Source organism: Pseudomonas defluvii (assembly GCF_001695625.1).
Lineage (GTDB): Bacteria > Pseudomonadota > Gammaproteobacteria > Pseudomonadales > Pseudomonadaceae > Aquipseudomonas > Aquipseudomonas defluvii.
In genome coordinates this window covers 1-15467 of sequence record NZ_MBPN01000066.1, presented here as the reverse complement: position 1 = coordinate 15467, position 15467 = coordinate 1, and the positions used below count along the sequence as shown (strand labels likewise).

The following is a 15467-nucleotide window of genomic DNA, read 5'->3' as shown; positions in this document are numbered from 1 at the left end:
ACATGGCACTCACCCTGAGCAAAAATCAGAGCATCTCGCTGGAGAAAACTGCCGGCAGCGGACTGACCTCGGTCAGCCTGGGACTGGGTTGGGACCCGGTGAAGTCCGGTGGTTTCCTCTCCAAGCTCCTCGGGGGCGGCAGCGACTCGATCGACCTCGACGCCTCCTGCATTCTGCTGGACGGGAACATGAAGCCGGTGGACCTGGTTTGGTTCCGTCAGCTCAGTTCGAAGGACGGCTCCATCAAGCACTCCGGGGACAACCGCACCGGGGAAGGTGAGGGCGACGATGAAACCATCAACGTCGACCTGCAGCGCCTGCCGGCCACCGTCCACCACCTGGTATTTACTGTCAACTCGTTCACGGGGCAGAAATTCGACCAGGTAGAAAATGCATACTGCCGCATCGTGAACTCGTCCAAGAACCAAGAGCTGGCGCGCTTCAATCTCGCGGAGAAAGGCCAGCACACCGGTGTGGTGATGGCCAGCCTCAGCCGCAAGGGTAACGACTGGGACTTCAAGGCGATCGGCCAATCCACCAACGGCCGCACCGCGGATGACCTCGTCAACCTGGCCATTCAGGCGGTACGCGCATGACAACACTGGTACCTGGCGGTAATGCGCCGGTTGCCACCGGCCAACTGCGCGTGGACATCAGCTATACGCCGATCCCAGGCGCAGACCTTGATATCTCTGCGTTCGCCCTGACCAACACTGGGAAAGTCCGCGGCGATGGTGACATGTGCTTCTACGGCCAAACCAGCATTCTGAGCGGCGCAGTCCAGCTGACGGCCAGTTCGGCCGGTCGTGCTGAATTCGCAGTCGATCTCAGTCGTGTTGATCCTGCCGTGGAGAAAGTTGCGCTCACCGCGACCATATACGAGAACAAGGCAACCTTCGATCGCGTTTCGACGCTGGCGTTGGCCCTTACGGGAGGGATTGAAGCTCAGATCCCAACACGCGGGATGAACGAAACGGCGCTCATTCTTGGCGAGTTCTACCTGCGCCAGGGAGCGTGGAAGTTCCGCTGTGTCGCACAGGGCTTCGCGGGTGGCCTGGAGCCGCTGGCTAAGCATTTCGGTGTCGATATTGCAGCGCCGTCGGGGAATCCGGCCCAGAACACGGCGCAGCCGGCACCCGCTCCCGCGCCGGTACCGCCAGCCGCGCCGAAATCGACGATCAGCCTCAGCAAGGTGACCCTCGACAAGTCTCGCTCGAGCATCAGCCTGGAAAAAACGTCTGCTGGCTTCGGTGAGATTAAGGTCAACCTGAACTGGAACCAGGGCGGCACTGGCCTGCTTGGCGGCCTTCTGGGAAAACGCAATGCCATCGACCTGGACCTGGGTTGCCTGTTCGAAATGCAGGACGGCTACAAAGGTGCTGTACAGGCGCTCGGTCAGCGGTTCGGTGATCTGCGCGAAGAGCCGTACATCCAACTGATGGGGGATGACCGTACTGGCTCTGTCGCTGGTGGTGAATGGCTTCACATCAACGGGCAACACTGGAGCGAGGTTAAACGGATTCTGGTGTTCGCCTTCATCTACGACGGCGCTCCCAATTGGAAAGCAACCGACGGGGTGGTGACCATTTTCGTTCCCGGGCAACCGGAGATCGAGGTACGCATGAACGAGGAGGGAGGTCGCCACGGCATGTGTGCGATTGCTCTTCTTGAAAACGTGAATGGGGCCGTTAAGGTCTCTCGCCGAGTCGATTTCCATCCCGGGCACGAAGAGATGGATCGAGCCTACGGCTGGGGGATGCGCTGGAAAGCGGGCTCCAAGTAAAACTTATCCGGCGGGGCCCTAGTGCCCCGCTCATTGAGGGGGAACACATGCTCGAATGGCTGAAAACTAACGCGACGAAAGCTCGCGAAACACTGACTACCGAAGTCGCCAAGTTCAAAAATCGGACCTTCATGGAGGCAGTAGCCAATGCGTGCGCGCTGATCTCCGCGGCGGATGGTGAGATCAAATCCGAAGAGAAGATGAAGATGACCGGCTTCATCAACAACTCCCCGGAACTGAAGGTCTTCAACCTGAACGACGTGATCAAGGTCTTCAGCGATGCCTGCGGCAAGTTCGAGTTCGACTTCCAGATTGGCCAAGCCGAAGCCCTGAAGGCGATCAGCAAGGTCAAAGGCAAGGACGGCGAAGCTCGCCTGCTGGTGCGTGTGGCCTGCGCCATCGGCGCTTCCGACGGTGACTTCGACGACAAAGAGAAAGCGGCCTGCCGCCTGATCTGCCTGGAGCTGGGCCTTAACCCGGCAGACTTCGAACTGTAAGGAACTGAAACGTGGAAACGACTCACATTGGCTTCCCACCGCTGACCATGGCGGTATTTGTCGGCCTGGCGCTTGCCGCCCTGCTGCTGGACATGGTCACCCACCGCGATGACAAGCCGATCACTCTGGCGCGCGCCTCTATCTGGTCCGTGTTCTGGGTGGCGATTTCCCTGGCGTTCGCAGGTTTCCTCTACGTGCAACACGGCGCTGAAGTCGCCAGCCTGTTCGTTACCGGTTACGCCCTTGAGAAAGTGCTGTCGGTCGACAACCTGTTCGTCTTCATGGCCATCTTCGCCTGGTTCAAGGTGCCGGATGGTCTGCGCCACCGCGTTTTGTACTGGGGCATCATCGGTGCAATCGTTTTCCGTGGCGTGTTCGTAGCGATCGGTACCGGCCTGCTGGCCTTTGGTCCCTGGGTTGAGATCGTCTTCGCGCTGATCGTGGCTTGGACGGCGGTGATGATGCTCAAAGGTGGTGACGACGATGATGCTGAGGAGGATTACTCCCAACATCTCGCCTACCGATTCGCCAAAAAGCTCTTCCCTGTATGGCCGAAGCTGTACGGCCACAACTTCTTCGTGAGCCGTAAAAAGCTCGAAGTCGAAGTCCAGAAGACTGAGAACAAAGGCATGAGCCTGGCGGCGAAGGGCGGTCTGTTCGCCACCCCGCTGTTCCTCTGCCTGGTCGTAGTCGAGGTGTCTGACGTACTGTTCGCCTTCGACTCGGTACCGGCGGTAATCGCGGTGAGCCGTGAGCCCCTGATCGTCTACTCGGCAATGTTGTTCGCAATCCTGGGCCTGCGTACCCTCTACTTCGTCCTCGAAGCACTGAAGCGTTACCTGGTGCACCTCGAGAAAGCGGTCGTCGTGCTGCTGTTCTTCATCGCCGCCAAGCTCGGCCTGAACGCCACCGACCACCTGTTCCACCACGGCATCAGCATCGATCCGAACACCAGCCTGCTTATCGTCCTGGCAGTTCTGGCAGTCGGCATCCTGGCAAGCGTGATCTTCCCCGAAAAGGAAGAAGCGCAAGCCGAAAACCAGTAATCAGTAGCAACCACAAGGAGCTGTATACATGGCACTGTCTCTTCAAAAAGGTGGCAACCTCTCCCTGTCCAAAGAAGCACCTGGCCTGACCAAGATCCTGGTCGGTCTGGGCTGGGACCCGCGCTCCACCGATGGCACCCAGTTCGACCTCGACGCCAGCGCTTTCCTGCTGAACGCCACCGGCAAAGTCCGCGGCGATGCCGACTTCATCTTCTACAACCAGCTGAAGAGCCCGGACGGTTCCGTTGAGCACACCGGTGACAACCGCGACGGCGCCGGCGACGGTGACGACGAAGCGATCAAGGTCGACCTGAGCCGTGTTCCGGCCGACGTCGACAAGATCGCCTTCACCGTGACCATCCACGACGCTGAAAACCGTCGCCAGAACTTCGGCCAGGTCAGCAACTCCTTCATCCGCATCGTCAACGAGGCCAACGGCTCCGAGATCGTTCGCTACGATCTGGCCGAAGACGCTTCGACCGAGACCGCGATGATCTTCGCCGAGCTGTACCGTCACAACAGCGAATGGAAGTTCCGCGCCGTCGGCCAAGGCTACGCTGGTGGCCTGAAGGCCCTGGCCAATGGTTACGGTCTGACCGTCAACTGATCCCTCACCCCAACTGAATCAAGGAATCACACCATGGCAGTATCTCTCTCGAAGGGCGGCAACGTCAGCCTGTCTAAAGAAGCACCTGGCCTGAGCGAAGTCGTAGTAGGCCTGGGCTGGGACCCGCGCGTTACCGATGGCACCGAGTTCGACCTGGACGCCTCGATCTTCATCACCGGTGAAAACGGCAAAGTCCTGAACGACTCCAGCTTCATCTTCTACAACAACAAGAAGTCCACCGATGGTTCCGTCGAGCACCTGGGCGACAACCGTTCCGGCCAGGGCGATGGCGACGACGAGCAAGTGAACGTCAAGCTGACCGGCCTGGGCGCCGACGTGAAGAAGCTGGTCTTCGCCGTCACCATCCATGACGCCGAAGCTCGCAAGCAGTCCTTCGGTCAGGTGGGCAACGCCTACATCCGCGTCCTGAACAAGGCCGACGGCAAGGAAATCGCTCGCTACGACCTGTCCGAAGACGCCTCCACCGAGACCGCCATGATCTTCGGCGAGCTGTACCGTCACAACGACGAGTTCAAGTTCAAGGCGATCGGCCAAGGTTTCGCCGGCGGCCTGAAGCCTCTGGCTGAAGCTCACGGCGTGAGTATCGGCTAAGCAGAAAGGCAGGAAAAAGCCCCGGCATGGCCGGGGCTTTTTCACATCTGTAGGAAGGGAACGAATGTCACGACCGGCAACTCTCCAGTTGCTGCGCCGTACAAGCTGTGTGTCTGGACAAGGAAAATCGCGAGATGAAACTCAGGTTGGTTTTAGCTGTAGGTGGCGTGCTGGGGTTGGTGGGCTGTGATGCTGTCACTGATTTCAAGCTGGGTATGGCGCAGCGGGAATTGCGCGAGGAATGCTTCGGTAGCTTCACGAATACCTGCGTGAGCAAGACCATCGACTTCAATATCAAGGTGCTTGAGTCGGTACCCCTTTCTGGGCCGGAAGACAAGAAGGGCATCATTGCGATGTTCGGAGACGAAGGGTGGGATCTCTGGGAGGAGTCCGAGGAAGAAGTGAAGGACCAGGTTATCGAGATCCTCGAATCAAGACGCCCTGGATTCTTCTCCCGATGGTTCCTGGGTGACGCCCAGCCTTTCGATGAGAAAGGGGTCATGGAGCTTTCGCCGAGTGACCTGAAGCCGTTCCAGGATCGTGCCAAGGCAGTGTTTGTCAGCAAGCTGAAGGCAGCGGGGCTCAAACCTAATGCTGAAGCAGCTGCGAAATACAGCGATGAGAAACAGCTCCCTCAACAGCAAGAGGCACCAGCTACCCTTGGCTCCGCCCAGCACTCCGATCGACCGATAAGTGAAGTGTCACCGCAATCCCAGCTTCAATCGCAACGCCTTCCCGCCGGCGGACATGCACTGACCTTGTCCGCAGCCATTGACAGTCTTGTCGCTGCCGAAGTTTCGGAAGACGGCGGAAGCGAGTACCAAGAAGGTCGCAAGGTTGTTCAAGTGGATCTCAATGGCGACGGCGCAGAGGATGCTGTTGTCCTGTTCACCATCGAAGGGCAGGGCGGTGGAAACGGCTCGTTCCAAACCCTGGCTGCCCTGTACAAGGAGCCGGACGGCTGGGCCCTCAAGCAAAAGCTTATCGTAGGTGGCGCAACAGACATCCAGGTCTTGGGCCAGAACATTTTCGGCTTGAAGGTCCTGACCCACGGCGATGACGATCCAATGTGCTGCCCGAGCCTCGAAAGCGTCGTTAGGTACAAATGGACCGGTACAGACTTCGCTGAATTGACCGCCGCTAGCCAGAGCGCTAGCTGAACCTTAATGGGGCATCGACTAATGCATTCGCTGTTCATCGTTACTCTGGACACATGCCGGATATCCATCTTGGCTTCCCTTTGCCCCGAAATGGAGCTTCACTCGTGACCCCACCGAACCCCAGCTACCCCGAGCAGATCGCCGCCCTGACTGAAACTGTCGCCCGGCTGACCGCCGAGCGCGACCGTCTGAGCGCAGCCATGTTGCATTCGCAGATCACCGGCGCACGCTGGATCGCCTGCAGCGACTACCTGCCAGATTGCACGCAGGAAGACGACGTCGGCTTGCTGTCGCAGTCGGTGCTGGTCTGCGACGAGAACGACCTGTCCAGCCTCTACCTGGGCCACATGCGCGATGGCGGCACCTGGGAATTGGACGGCGGTGATTCAAACTGCATGCCTCCCAAGACCATCACCCATTGGATGCCCCGGCCCAATTCTCCGAATCTGCAGGAGCAGAGCCAGGACCCGCGGAATGAACGCCGCCAACTGATGGAGGCAGGGAGCTTGGAGGCCGCCGTCCAGGTGTACCGCCAGGCGCTGAGCGAAGCCGTAGAGCAGCTGGCCAGAGGCACCCTGGATGCCCCGACTTGTCACCGACTAATGGGACGCTGGCAAACCGCGCTGCTGCAAGCGGTGCAACCGCTAGCAAGGGCGCCGGAATGATCTGGAACATGGCCGTCAACGACCATACGACGCTTGTGAGTGCCATCGACACTCAAGACATCACCGCCGACTTCTTGAGGCTGGCTGTGCCTGAATCGGCTGTAGTTACACAATGATAACTATCTCGCCGGAAGCTCATAGCTTGGCTATCGACATCGGCCTGCAAATACGCAGGCCGACGTCCCCAGTGAATCTCGGAGGAAGATATGGGGTTCCGCTTCAGCAAACGAATAACGATCGTTCCCGGCGTTCGGCTCAACATCAGCGGTTCGGGAATTAGTACCTCTGTTGGGCCACGCGGATTGAGCCTAACCATGGGCAAACGTGGCACTTACATTAACGCGGGCCTTCCAGGGACCGGCCTTTCCTATCGTGAACGGCTGGATCGATCTGGCCAGAGGCGCGCACCTGGTCCATCTGGAGAGACAGCGGCCTATTCCGGGCCCATCAAGGTCAAAGTCGACGATGATGGCTCGTTGATCATCACAGATCTGGAAGACAACCTGCTCCCGCCAGAGATCGTTAAGCACGTGAAGGTGGAGAAGTGTGAGGAGATCCAGGCGCTTCTCGAAAAAGCTGCAGCAAAGATCAACGAAGGGCTCAAACAGTGCCTTTCGGTGCACATGATGACTCCCAGGCCAGGTTCACTGCCGGCGCTTCCACCTGCGTTCAACCTTGAAGAACCGCGCCGACCATCCATTGACGCGCCCGGGCTACTCGACAAGATGCTCTTGCGAAGTGCCAAGATGGAAAGGGAGACTCAAGCACTGGAGGCCCAGTACCAACAGGATCTGGCTGAGTGGAACTCCGCCCGCGACGCCCACGAGAAGGCGCGTGCCGAAATCGAGAAGGCCATCCGGTTGGCTGCAAAGGGATATAGCGCTCAGATGGAGCGCGCGCTGGACTATGTGCTTTCCGGCATCGCCTGGCCGAAAGAAACACTCCTCGAGTACGAGTTCTCCCACGACGTCACTGGAATAGCCCTGGACATCGACCTGCCCGATGAAGGTGATGTTCCGAACAGAACCGCTGAAGCCAAAGGCAATGGCAAGCTCAGCTTCAAAACCAGGTCCGAAGCTCAGACTCGAAAGGACTTCGTCTCCCTCTGCTACGGCACCGTTTTTCGTGTGGTTGGGGAGGTTTTTGCCTTGCTCCCAGGCATCCAACAGTGTCTTGCTTCCGGGTACATTCAGCGCACAAATCCGGCTACGGGGCGTATCGAGGATCAGTACGTAATCTCGGCGCTGATCTCTCGTGATCAATGGGAAACCTTGGACTTCAACCGGCTGGAAGCGATCGATCCAGGTGCGACATTGACGGCATTCGGGGCAGTGGTGAGCCTCGACAGAGCATCGCGGTTCCGTGAAATCAGCCCAATGGATTTAGCCACCCTAGGCTGAACCATGTGTCCGAGGTCACCGCTACTAAAACAGAAAACCCGCCATCTAGGCGGGTTTTTGTTTTGAAGTGGCGTCCCAGCGTAGACACCAGTGGGTTCTGGGGCGCGCTAGGCGATGATCCCCTTCGCAGAAGCTTCCTTGATCCAGCTCGGGAATTCCTCCATGAGCTGGTCGTAGAGCTGCTCCTCGCTTACCTGGTGCAGGTCATCCAGCGCGAAGAATCCGCAGTTGTCGACCACTCGGCCTTTCATGTCATCGAGCTTTTCCAGGATGCCATAGCCCTGACCCCCAAGGCCAACGAACTGCCAGTAGAGGGGCAGCTTCGCAGCCTCGGTCATGAGCTTGGTGATCTTCCTGTTCTCGTGTACCCCACCGTCGCTGATGAAGAGAACATAAACGGGCGACCGGTCACCGTCATTGAGGTAATAGCTGATCACTTGCTCCATCACCCTGGGCTCGTCGTTGATCCGGCTGCCAACGTTCCAGTCACGCCAACCGTAATTGTCGGTGTTGATGAAGTCTTGGTAGTTGCTCAGGGTGATTTCGGAGAGCTTTTGCGGCTTTGCTGCAAAGGCCCAGCAGTCAATCGAGCCATCATCATCGAAGTGGACGGCCAGGGGCAGCAGCCTGTTGACCACCTCTTGGACACGCCCCTTGGAATACTGGGAGTTCATGGAGCCCGACGCATCGAGAACCAGCGCGACACGCGCCTTCACATGAGTCAGCTTCGCTTTCTCGAGGCTAACCTGGGCCTTTTTGGCCAGGCTGATCAGTTGCGGAGCCGCGGCCGCAACCTTTTTTTCCAGCGAGATGGTGGCTTGAACGGGGGCTGGCGCTGGGGAACTTGCGGGAGGTGCATCATCAGCAACCTCGCCCCCGAAATGCTTCACCAGGGCGCTGAGCCCTTCGTTGAAGCCTTGGAGATTCGACGCCAAACGCCACTGGCCATCCTTGCGGTAGATGTCCGCTACCATGATGGCCTTCTCCGCGGCGAAGGTGTTGCCAGCGAAGGGGCAGGTGGCAACAACTTGACCGGCCGGGTCCTTGATTACAAAAGATGAGGACTGGATTTCGCGCATGGCACCGGCCCCGTCGATTGCCGCGGTAAACACCAGGCGATCGATGGAGGAGGGAAGTCCAGCCAGGCTCAGACTGAACTCTGCTCCAGCTTGCTTCAAGCTGCCGCAAGGTGAGATCGGCTGGTTGAAGAAGATCATGTAGCGATCGTCCGAAAGCTTCCCAGCAGCATCCAGGCCGAAACAGGCGAGGTCGACTGTATGGGGGGAGTTGATCTGGATCGCGAGGGATAGAGACTGGCCCTGAATGAGGTTCGATAGAGGGATACGTTGCCCTTGGCTGATCTGCATTTAGTGCTTCCTTGAGAGTTCTAACGTGCACCAGGTGCTGGAGGGATAGTACCGCGCCCAGGGAGCGCGAGTGGCTCGAATGTGCAGCCTTGAGTTACTGCACATGCCGAACGATAACGCCGGAGATTGAACAACCAAGCCCCTAGCTAGCCAGCGTGGTTGAACTGGGCTGACACAGGGTAATTGCCGGTGATACCTCTTCAACACCGCCCACCGTAATGCCTCACCAAGGCGGTGAGGTCTTCGTTGAAACCTTGAAGATTCGACGCCAAATGCCAGTGGCCATCCTCGCGGTAGAGATCCGCGACCATGATGGATTTCTCCGCCCCGAAGATATTGCCGGCAAAGGGGCATTTGGCAACGATTTCACCCGTCCGGTCCTTGATTACAAAGGTTGAGGGACGAATATTGCCCATGGCGCCTTCACCGTCGATTGAAGCGGTGAATACCAACCGTTCTATGGATGACGGTAATCCTGAAAGTTTCAGGCTGAACTGTGCACCAACTTGTCTCAAGCTGCCGCAAGGAGAGATGCGTTGGTTGTAGAAGATCAAGTTGCGAGCGTCTGACAGCTTCCCGAAAGCATCCAGTGCGAAACAGGCAAGGTCGACCGTAGGGGATGATTTGATCTGGATCGCGACGGAAAGGGTCCGTCCCTGAATGAGGTTAGACAACGGGATTCGTTGCCCTTGGCTGATCTGCATTGAGTGCTTCCTTGAAAGGTCTAACGTGCACCAGGTGTTGGACGGGATAGTGCCGCGCCCCGGAACGCGAGTGGCTTGAATGTGCAGCCGTATGCTTTTGCACCTGTAAGACCATAACGCCGAAGATTGAACAACCAAGCCCCTATCTCTCCGGCGTTCCCTCAACCGTGCTCGTAGCGGCACGCTTTGGCTTGAACCGAGCAGCAACCCCGTTAGATTCAAATCCAGCTGGCGCGGCCCCTGGGGTACGCTTTTCTGGCGTCAAATTGGTAGCCTGCCTCCGAAGCGGATGGCAAAATGCCATCCATCCCAACGGCCGCCTCTCAGATAGCAGGTTCTGTGCCGCTGGTTCCGTTCTCTGACAAGGACCCGTTGGATGCTTCTCATCGCACTCGTTGTGCTGAATGCCGTCTGCTTGATCAGCGGCCTGCTCTTCAACGCCGAGTTGCTGAACATGGCAGGGGCAGACATTCCCCTCAAGCAGCTCCAAACCCTCGAGATCTACAGTCAAATTTTGGCATCGGCCAGCGTGTGCCTGTTCGCCTGGCGGATGTGCATTTGGGCTCACCGCCGATGGGGAGGAGCTCAATACATAGGTCTCAGCATTGCGCTCAGTACCATAGTCGCAGCTCCAGCAACATGGTGGATTCAGGGTGAAGCCCCCGACCTGATCGCCGAGAAGTTTCCGGCCAGCCTCCGCGTTTACAGTCTCTATGCATACGTGACAAAGAAGGGGCTTCTCTACGACTCACTCCAGATCCCAGGCGTCCCTTACCAAGAGCATCGCGATACGGGCGATGGCAAGGCATTCATTGCGAATCTTGGGGTGTTGATGAGCGTGCAGGGCTCCTACGTAGAAAAGATCGACCAAAACTTCTTCGGGTTCGCAGCAGCAGTTTTCACCGGCTACACAAGGCGAAACGGCGATTGGCTATATGGACGCATCCAAGATGAGGTCATTCCTCAGATAGAGGATATCGCCAGGACATACGCCAAGCTCGAGGCATTCCGCGCGGCGGGGCTTCCAGGCAATGAGTGGAAACCCATTGCCTGGCCAAAGGCAGGGGAAGAGCTCGGTTACGAGCCTACCCTCGATGACTTTGCCCGGTCCATCAAACCTGGACTGCGATCTCGCCAGTCCATCTTGAACAGCGCCGAGGTCCGTTATTTCGCCAGGGAAGCAATGGGCCCGCTCTACGTCAATGGCATGGATGTTCTGGCCAGCCGACAGCAGTTCGACAAGTACCTGCCAGGGATAGCCAAGAACATGGCGTTCGATGTGGCTCACACCGACATCCACGGTGAGCAGGGTCTGAACGTCCTGAAGAATATGTGGTTCGTCCCTTGGACATTGATCAGCGGCCTCTTCATGGGCGCCCTCAATCTCGTAGGACTGGTGCTCTCGGCCGTGGAACAGCGCGGCCTTATTCAGGGCCGGAGACGTTTGGTTCGGCTTGGGGCAGTCGTCGTGATCATCATCGTCCCGCTGATCTATGGGAACTCCATCATCCAGTCAGCTGGGTACCGAACCGCATTTCGGAGCATCGAGAAGGGGCCAACCATCATGGCCGGCATTTTCCACTGGGCAATGTCGGCAGAAGCGATGCTCTACGACCTCACCAAACCTCTGCTGAAAGCAGAGTGAGTATCAACGAAAGGGAGAGAAACACTGTGCGTAAGAAGTTCGTCGCGTCGATCCTGGCAGTAGCGATTGCAGCAACCTCCGGTTGTGCAGAAATGGGCATCAGTAAAGAACAGGCCGGTACCGTCCTCGGCGGCCTCGCTGGCGCAGCAATCGGGGCGACCATGGGCAAAGGGAACGGCAAAATTGCCGCAACGATCATCGCGGCAGGCATTGGCGGGTACCTTGGCAACCGAATCGGACACATGCTCGACGAGAAAGACCAACAGGCGCTGGCCCTGCGAACCCAAGAGGTCCTGAGTCAGCCTACCGTTACTACCCAGCCGGTCACCTGGACCTCAGATCACTCCGGTGCAACTGCCCAAATCACCCAGGGGCAGGAGTACAGCAAGACAAAGACAGTTGAGGTCAAGCGCGCGCCGAAGATCCAGGCAGTCCCTTCGATGAAGCTGATCAACGAAGCGTATGTGACCAAGTCCAGCCTGAATGTCCGAGCAGCTCCGAACCTGAAGGCAGACAAAGTCGGTGGACTGCCAACCAACACTGAATTTACCGCCGTAGGCTCCACCGGTGACTGGATCTTGGTGGGCCGCAAGGGTGTTACGGTGGGCTATGTTCACAAGGACTACGTCGAGCCGAAGGCACAGGCCGTTGCCAAGACTGCTGCACCTGCCGTGAACCTCGATGAAATGAATGTCTCTGCCAGCAAAGAAACCCAGGCGTTCGACCTCGATTCCATCCCGTCCCTCCCCACCGAGCAAGTCGTGGCCGAAACTGCCTGCCGGCCGGTGACTGTGAGTCTCAAATCGGCCAGTGGGCAGGCGGAGCAGCAGCAAAACACCTTCTGCAAACAGGCCAACGGTACCTGGGAACTGATCTGAGGATGACCATGAAGAAGCGCGCGCTCGCGCTGGCAGTGGTTGGAGCTTGCGGCCTAGTGCCGCAAGCATTCGCTCACGAGCTGGCCGTCTCGAAAAAAGATCACATCAAGGTAGATGTCCCAGGCGAAGCCTCAAACTGGTGCAAACCCGAAATTGAGCTGACCATTCGACGGCCAGTTTGGGACAACCAAGCGCTCCTGACTGGCCTGGTCGGCAAACTACCAACTGTACTCGCCAATGATTGCCCAGCCGCGAGGGTGACCTGGAGGGCTGTCGATGCAAGCGGCAACCTATACGCCAGCGGATCTGGTACAGCGGCCAATTTAGGCATTGTCACGCTGGCTTCCGCCAAGCAGATATCTTCGCCAGCGGTTCTCCCCAGCAACTCGTCTGTCGAAGCATCTGCATTGGTCGACCAGACGGCTCCACCAACAAACGCTGTGGCTCCCGTGACAAACACGGAGCAGGCGCATGATCAGCTGCCTGAGCAGCAGGATCAAACCGTCCAGCAGCTGCCTCCCCAAACGACGATCGCCGCAGCCCCCTCAGCCCAAATCGAGCAGATTCATTCCGACCCTCAACGCTCATCCGTACCTGCGGCTATTACAGTCACGCCGGCGTCTGACTTTGGCAGGGCACTGGTGCTTGAACATAGCAAACTCACCCAAATCACGGACTCAGGTGGTTGTAAATGGGTGATGAGCAAATCTGTCCTCAACGATGGCGATGGCAGTCTTGCTTTCGGTTCGATGCCAGCGACGCCATGTCCCTCCACAGGATTTGCTCAGGGCTCATTCGAGAAGCTGTCTTGGACAGTTCCGAACACCTACCGTGGAGACAACTGGAGCCGAGTGTTTGTCCACGCCAGCGGTTTGATGTTCAACAAGGACCTGGAGAGTGTGGTTAAGGGCAAAGAGCTCTCCTACCTGAGTCCGGATGCCGATCAAGCGCTATTCCTCCTGGGCGAGATTCCTAGCAGGCAAATGAAGGTCTATCTGGCGTTCCAGAGAGGCAACTACCGGGTACTGGGGCCGTTCAATAGCGATCCCTATTACGTTGCGATCACACCCGATGAGTCGTTCGCGCTTGATCCGGTCGACTACAAGAGGGCGGGCAAAGAGGTATTTCAGCTGATCAGGAACAGCTCCCCTTCAACCGTCTCGGTACAGAACTTCTACGTGGCGAAAAGTCTCGCCGCTCTTTTCCCTAAATCAGGTTGGGTAGATGACGCGCAGAAAATCATACGTAACCGCATCGGGGAGAGCCGCGGCCAGTTCTACTTTGACGTGAAGGATGGCTCCAACTGGGCCCTTCAGCGCGAACAGCAACGCTTGCTCGAAGAGCGGCGAGTGCAGCAGCACATGGCAGAACTCCACTCTCGGGTGCTTGATCGCTATGAGCAGCTGAAGGCGGGCATGAAGGACTACGAAGGCAGAGAGGTCGAGGCGCTTGCTCAAATGGCAGGCATCCAGGTCCGCTTCGGATCACCGCTGGCGCTGCAGGACCCGAATTCTTCCAAGAGTGTGGGCTTGATGATGATCCACGTCGTTGGAAAGACAGACGGCAGCTATGATATCGACTTCCCAGCCAAAGGGCGGCTGCTATCGAACCAAACCTTCGAGAAGGAGTGGTATGTGGTGCCAGTGGCAAACCTCACTCCTTTCATGCCGCTGGTTGACGGACGGGCTCTTCCCACGTTCCGCGGCAACCTGCCAGCCGCACCTGAAGCCTGTAAGCAGGACCATTGCGCTGACAAGGTCTCGTTCGGCGCAGTCCTGGCACGTGAATTTGGTCCTGACTCAGGGATCGACTTCAACTGGACTCCAGACGTTTCACAGCAGTACGTAAACACCTGGAAAAACGCTTCCGCCCAGCTCCAATAAGGGACCACCATGATGAAATCGATCAAGAAGAAGCACCTTCTTATGGCTTCCATCGCAGCTGCAGTGGTGGCTATCGGTGGTGTTACTGCCATCCTCTCCAGTTCAGGGAAGAAGACGGCACTTAGCTACTACGACAGCTTCAAAGAGCGTTACTACCTGCAGGACGTCCTTTCCGAAGGCGAGATTTCATACTCCGTCTTCTCCGGCGACTTGACCGTTAAAAATCCAGAAGTCCGCCTCGCAGCGGTCCAAACCAACGGTGCTGAGCAGTTCCTTCAGGGCTTGCGCGGCCTTTTTGAAACGGCGATTGGCCGGTCGAGCGAAGAAGGCCTGTTGGGGTGGACCAAGTACCAGATGCTGTCCACTACCAGCCGCAACGCCGCGGGCGTCTACATAAAGGCGGATGCGCTGAAGATCAACCACTCCGGCGACAGCAAGGACGGTGAGATTCACGTCCAATTGCTGGGAATGGAAATGGCAAACCCCTTCATCTCCCGCAGAGGGGCCGAAGTCGTTCTGGTGAGCGACCTGGCTGCCGACAACGAATGGGCACCTGCAGAGACTGCCAGCAGCGAAGTCAAGTTGCCTTATTCCTGGGGCACCAACATGGCAGTGCGTAGCCCGGTCACAGGTGCCTTCATCGTTGGTGCAACCGGAGACTTTGGCACCAAGGTCGACCTCGACTTCTACATCCAGCGTAGCGACGATGGGGCGGGCTCCATGAGGTTCGTGGTGACCCACCGCAATGACGGCAGCGAGGTTGGGCAGATCGTTCGTGAGGCGGAGTTTGCTTCCCTTCCTGAGCTCGATGAGGTGCAGACTTTGCTCAGGAATACCCTGAGCAGCTTCATCATTGGGGCCTACAGCTCTTTGACCGGTCAGTCCGTCCTGTTGGACGCAGTCAGCAAGTTTGCGCTCCAAACCAAGGTCGAAGACTACTCGGTGACCTTTAAGGGCTTCTCTTCGATCAAGGACGCCTTTGATTCCTACCAGGCAAACGCCGGCAAATCGCAGTTCGATGCGTTCTGCCAAGCAGCTGGCCTATCGACTTGGCAAAGTGACTTCGGGGCCAAGGCGAGAGAACACAGCGACAGCGAATGCGCGATCGCACGCAAGCTAGTCGAAGAAGGTAAGTTCGAAGAGTATAGTGGATCCACCTTTTGAGACAGTGACTACGGGGTAGTTTAAGCTGTCGTCCTCGAAAGGATGACAGCAAATGG

Annotated in this window: 15 protein-coding genes; 13 read left to right on the top strand and 2 right to left on the bottom strand. The window is 57.7% G+C overall.

All coding sequences use genetic code 11. From position 1 onward, the window contains the following. Positions 1-2: 2 nt before the first annotated feature. From EKA13_RS17470 to EKA13_RS17430, 9 genes are all read left to right on the top strand, one after another. Positions 3-596, top strand: a complete 594-nt coding sequence (locus EKA13_RS17470; protein WP_010792506.1) for a TerD family protein — start codon at positions 3-5, stop codon at positions 594-596. Next, positions 593-1783, top strand: a complete 1191-nt coding sequence (locus EKA13_RS17465) for a TerD family protein (protein ID WP_010792505.1) — start codon at positions 593-595, stop codon at positions 1781-1783. Before EKA13_RS17470 ends, EKA13_RS17465 begins: the two co-directional genes overlap by 4 nt. Positions 1784-1830: 47 nt before the next feature. After that, positions 1831-2280, top strand: coding sequence for a tellurite resistance TerB family protein (locus EKA13_RS17460; RefSeq protein WP_010792504.1), 450 nt, complete (start codon positions 1831-1833; stop codon positions 2278-2280). Positions 2281-2291: 11 nt separating this feature from the next. Next, on the top strand, positions 2292-3326 hold the full coding sequence (locus EKA13_RS17455) for a TerC/Alx family metal homeostasis membrane protein (protein ID WP_010792503.1): 1035 nt from the start codon (positions 2292-2294) through the stop codon (positions 3324-3326). Between the two features lie 28 nt (positions 3327-3354). Further along, positions 3355-3933: a TerD family protein gene (locus EKA13_RS17450; protein WP_010792502.1), complete on the top strand. Its 579-nt coding sequence runs from the start codon at positions 3355-3357 to the stop codon at positions 3931-3933. 33 nt (positions 3934-3966) lie between these two features. Next, a complete protein-coding gene (locus EKA13_RS17445) occupies positions 3967-4545 on the top strand; it encodes a TerD family protein (RefSeq protein WP_010792501.1) in 579 nt (192 codons plus the stop codon). A 134-nt stretch (positions 4546-4679) separates the two neighbouring features. After that, a complete protein-coding gene (locus EKA13_RS17440; RefSeq protein ID WP_065760596.1) occupies positions 4680-5705 on the top strand; it encodes a hypothetical protein in 1026 nt (341 codons plus the stop codon). 104 nt (positions 5706-5809) lie between these two features. Continuing rightward, positions 5810-6370 carry a DUF551 domain-containing protein gene (locus EKA13_RS17435; protein WP_065760595.1) on the top strand — a complete coding sequence of 187 codons (561 nt, stop codon included), beginning with the start codon at positions 5810-5812 and terminating at the stop codon, positions 6368-6370. Positions 6371-6576: 206 nt separating this feature from the next. Next, a complete protein-coding gene (locus EKA13_RS17430) occupies positions 6577-7770 on the top strand; it encodes a DUF4236 domain-containing protein (RefSeq protein WP_083199837.1) in 1194 nt (397 codons plus the stop codon). Positions 7771-7877: 107 nt separating this feature from the next. On the opposite strand, the gene EKA13_RS17425 is transcribed toward EKA13_RS17430, so the two are convergent. Further along, positions 7878-9137 (bottom strand): VWA domain-containing protein, encoded by a 1260-nt coding sequence (locus EKA13_RS17425; RefSeq protein WP_065760593.1) that lies wholly within the window; start codon positions 9135-9137, stop codon positions 7878-7880. Positions 9138-9337: 200 nt separating this feature from the next. Continuing rightward, a complete protein-coding gene (locus EKA13_RS17420; RefSeq protein WP_065760592.1) occupies positions 9338-9841 on the bottom strand; it encodes a TerD family protein in 504 nt (167 codons plus the stop codon). A 376-nt stretch (positions 9842-10217) separates the two neighbouring features. On the opposite strand from EKA13_RS17420, the gene EKA13_RS17415 reads away from it, so the two are divergent. From EKA13_RS17415 to EKA13_RS17400, 4 genes are read left to right on the top strand one after another with little or no spacing between them, the layout of a single operon-like run. After that, positions 10218-11486: a hypothetical protein gene (locus EKA13_RS17415; protein WP_065760591.1), complete on the top strand. Its 1269-nt coding sequence runs from the start codon at positions 10218-10220 to the stop codon at positions 11484-11486. Between the two features lie 26 nt (positions 11487-11512). Next, entirely contained in the window at positions 11513-12364 is an 852-nt protein-coding gene (locus tag EKA13_RS17410; protein WP_065760590.1) for an SH3 domain-containing protein, read from the top strand. 8 nt (positions 12365-12372) lie between these two features. Then, positions 12373-14247, top strand: coding sequence for a hypothetical protein (locus EKA13_RS17405; RefSeq protein ID WP_065760602.1), 1875 nt, complete (start codon positions 12373-12375; stop codon positions 14245-14247). A gap of 9 nt (positions 14248-14256) precedes the next feature. Continuing rightward, a complete protein-coding gene (locus tag EKA13_RS17400) occupies positions 14257-15411 on the top strand; it encodes a hypothetical protein (RefSeq protein WP_065760589.1) in 1155 nt (384 codons plus the stop codon). Positions 15412-15467: the final 56 nt, after the last annotated feature.

Bases quoted from the DNA above. Each gene is read 5' to 3' on its own strand.
- EKA13_RS17450 (WP_010792502.1), top strand. From the start codon at position 3,355: ATGGCACTGTCTCTTCAAAAAGGTGGCAACCTCTCCCTGTCCAAAGAA.
- EKA13_RS17425 (WP_065760593.1), bottom strand. From the start codon at position 9,137: ATGCAGATCAGCCAAGGGCAACGTATCCCTCTATCGAACCTCATTCAG.
- EKA13_RS17415 (WP_065760591.1), top strand. From the start codon at position 10,218: ATGCTTCTCATCGCACTCGTTGTGCTGAATGCCGTCTGCTTGATCAGC.
- EKA13_RS17405 (WP_065760602.1), top strand. From the start codon at position 12,373: ATGAAGAAGCGCGCGCTCGCGCTGGCAGTGGTTGGAGCTTGCGGCCTA.
- EKA13_RS17470 (WP_010792506.1), top strand. From the start codon at position 3: ATGGCACTCACCCTGAGCAAAAATCAGAGCATCTCGCTGGAGAAAACT.
- EKA13_RS17460 (WP_010792504.1), top strand. From the start codon at position 1,831: ATGCTCGAATGGCTGAAAACTAACGCGACGAAAGCTCGCGAAACACTG.
- EKA13_RS17430 (WP_083199837.1), top strand. From the start codon at position 6,577: ATGGGGTTCCGCTTCAGCAAACGAATAACGATCGTTCCCGGCGTTCGG.
- EKA13_RS17400 (WP_065760589.1), top strand. From the start codon at position 14,257: ATGATGAAATCGATCAAGAAGAAGCACCTTCTTATGGCTTCCATCGCA.
- EKA13_RS17445 (WP_010792501.1), top strand. From the start codon at position 3,967: ATGGCAGTATCTCTCTCGAAGGGCGGCAACGTCAGCCTGTCTAAAGAA.
- EKA13_RS17420 (WP_065760592.1), bottom strand. From the start codon at position 9,841: ATGCAGATCAGCCAAGGGCAACGAATCCCGTTGTCTAACCTCATTCAG.
- EKA13_RS17465 (WP_010792505.1), top strand. From the start codon at position 593: ATGACAACACTGGTACCTGGCGGTAATGCGCCGGTTGCCACCGGCCAA.
- EKA13_RS17440 (WP_065760596.1), top strand. From the start codon at position 4,680: ATGAAACTCAGGTTGGTTTTAGCTGTAGGTGGCGTGCTGGGGTTGGTG.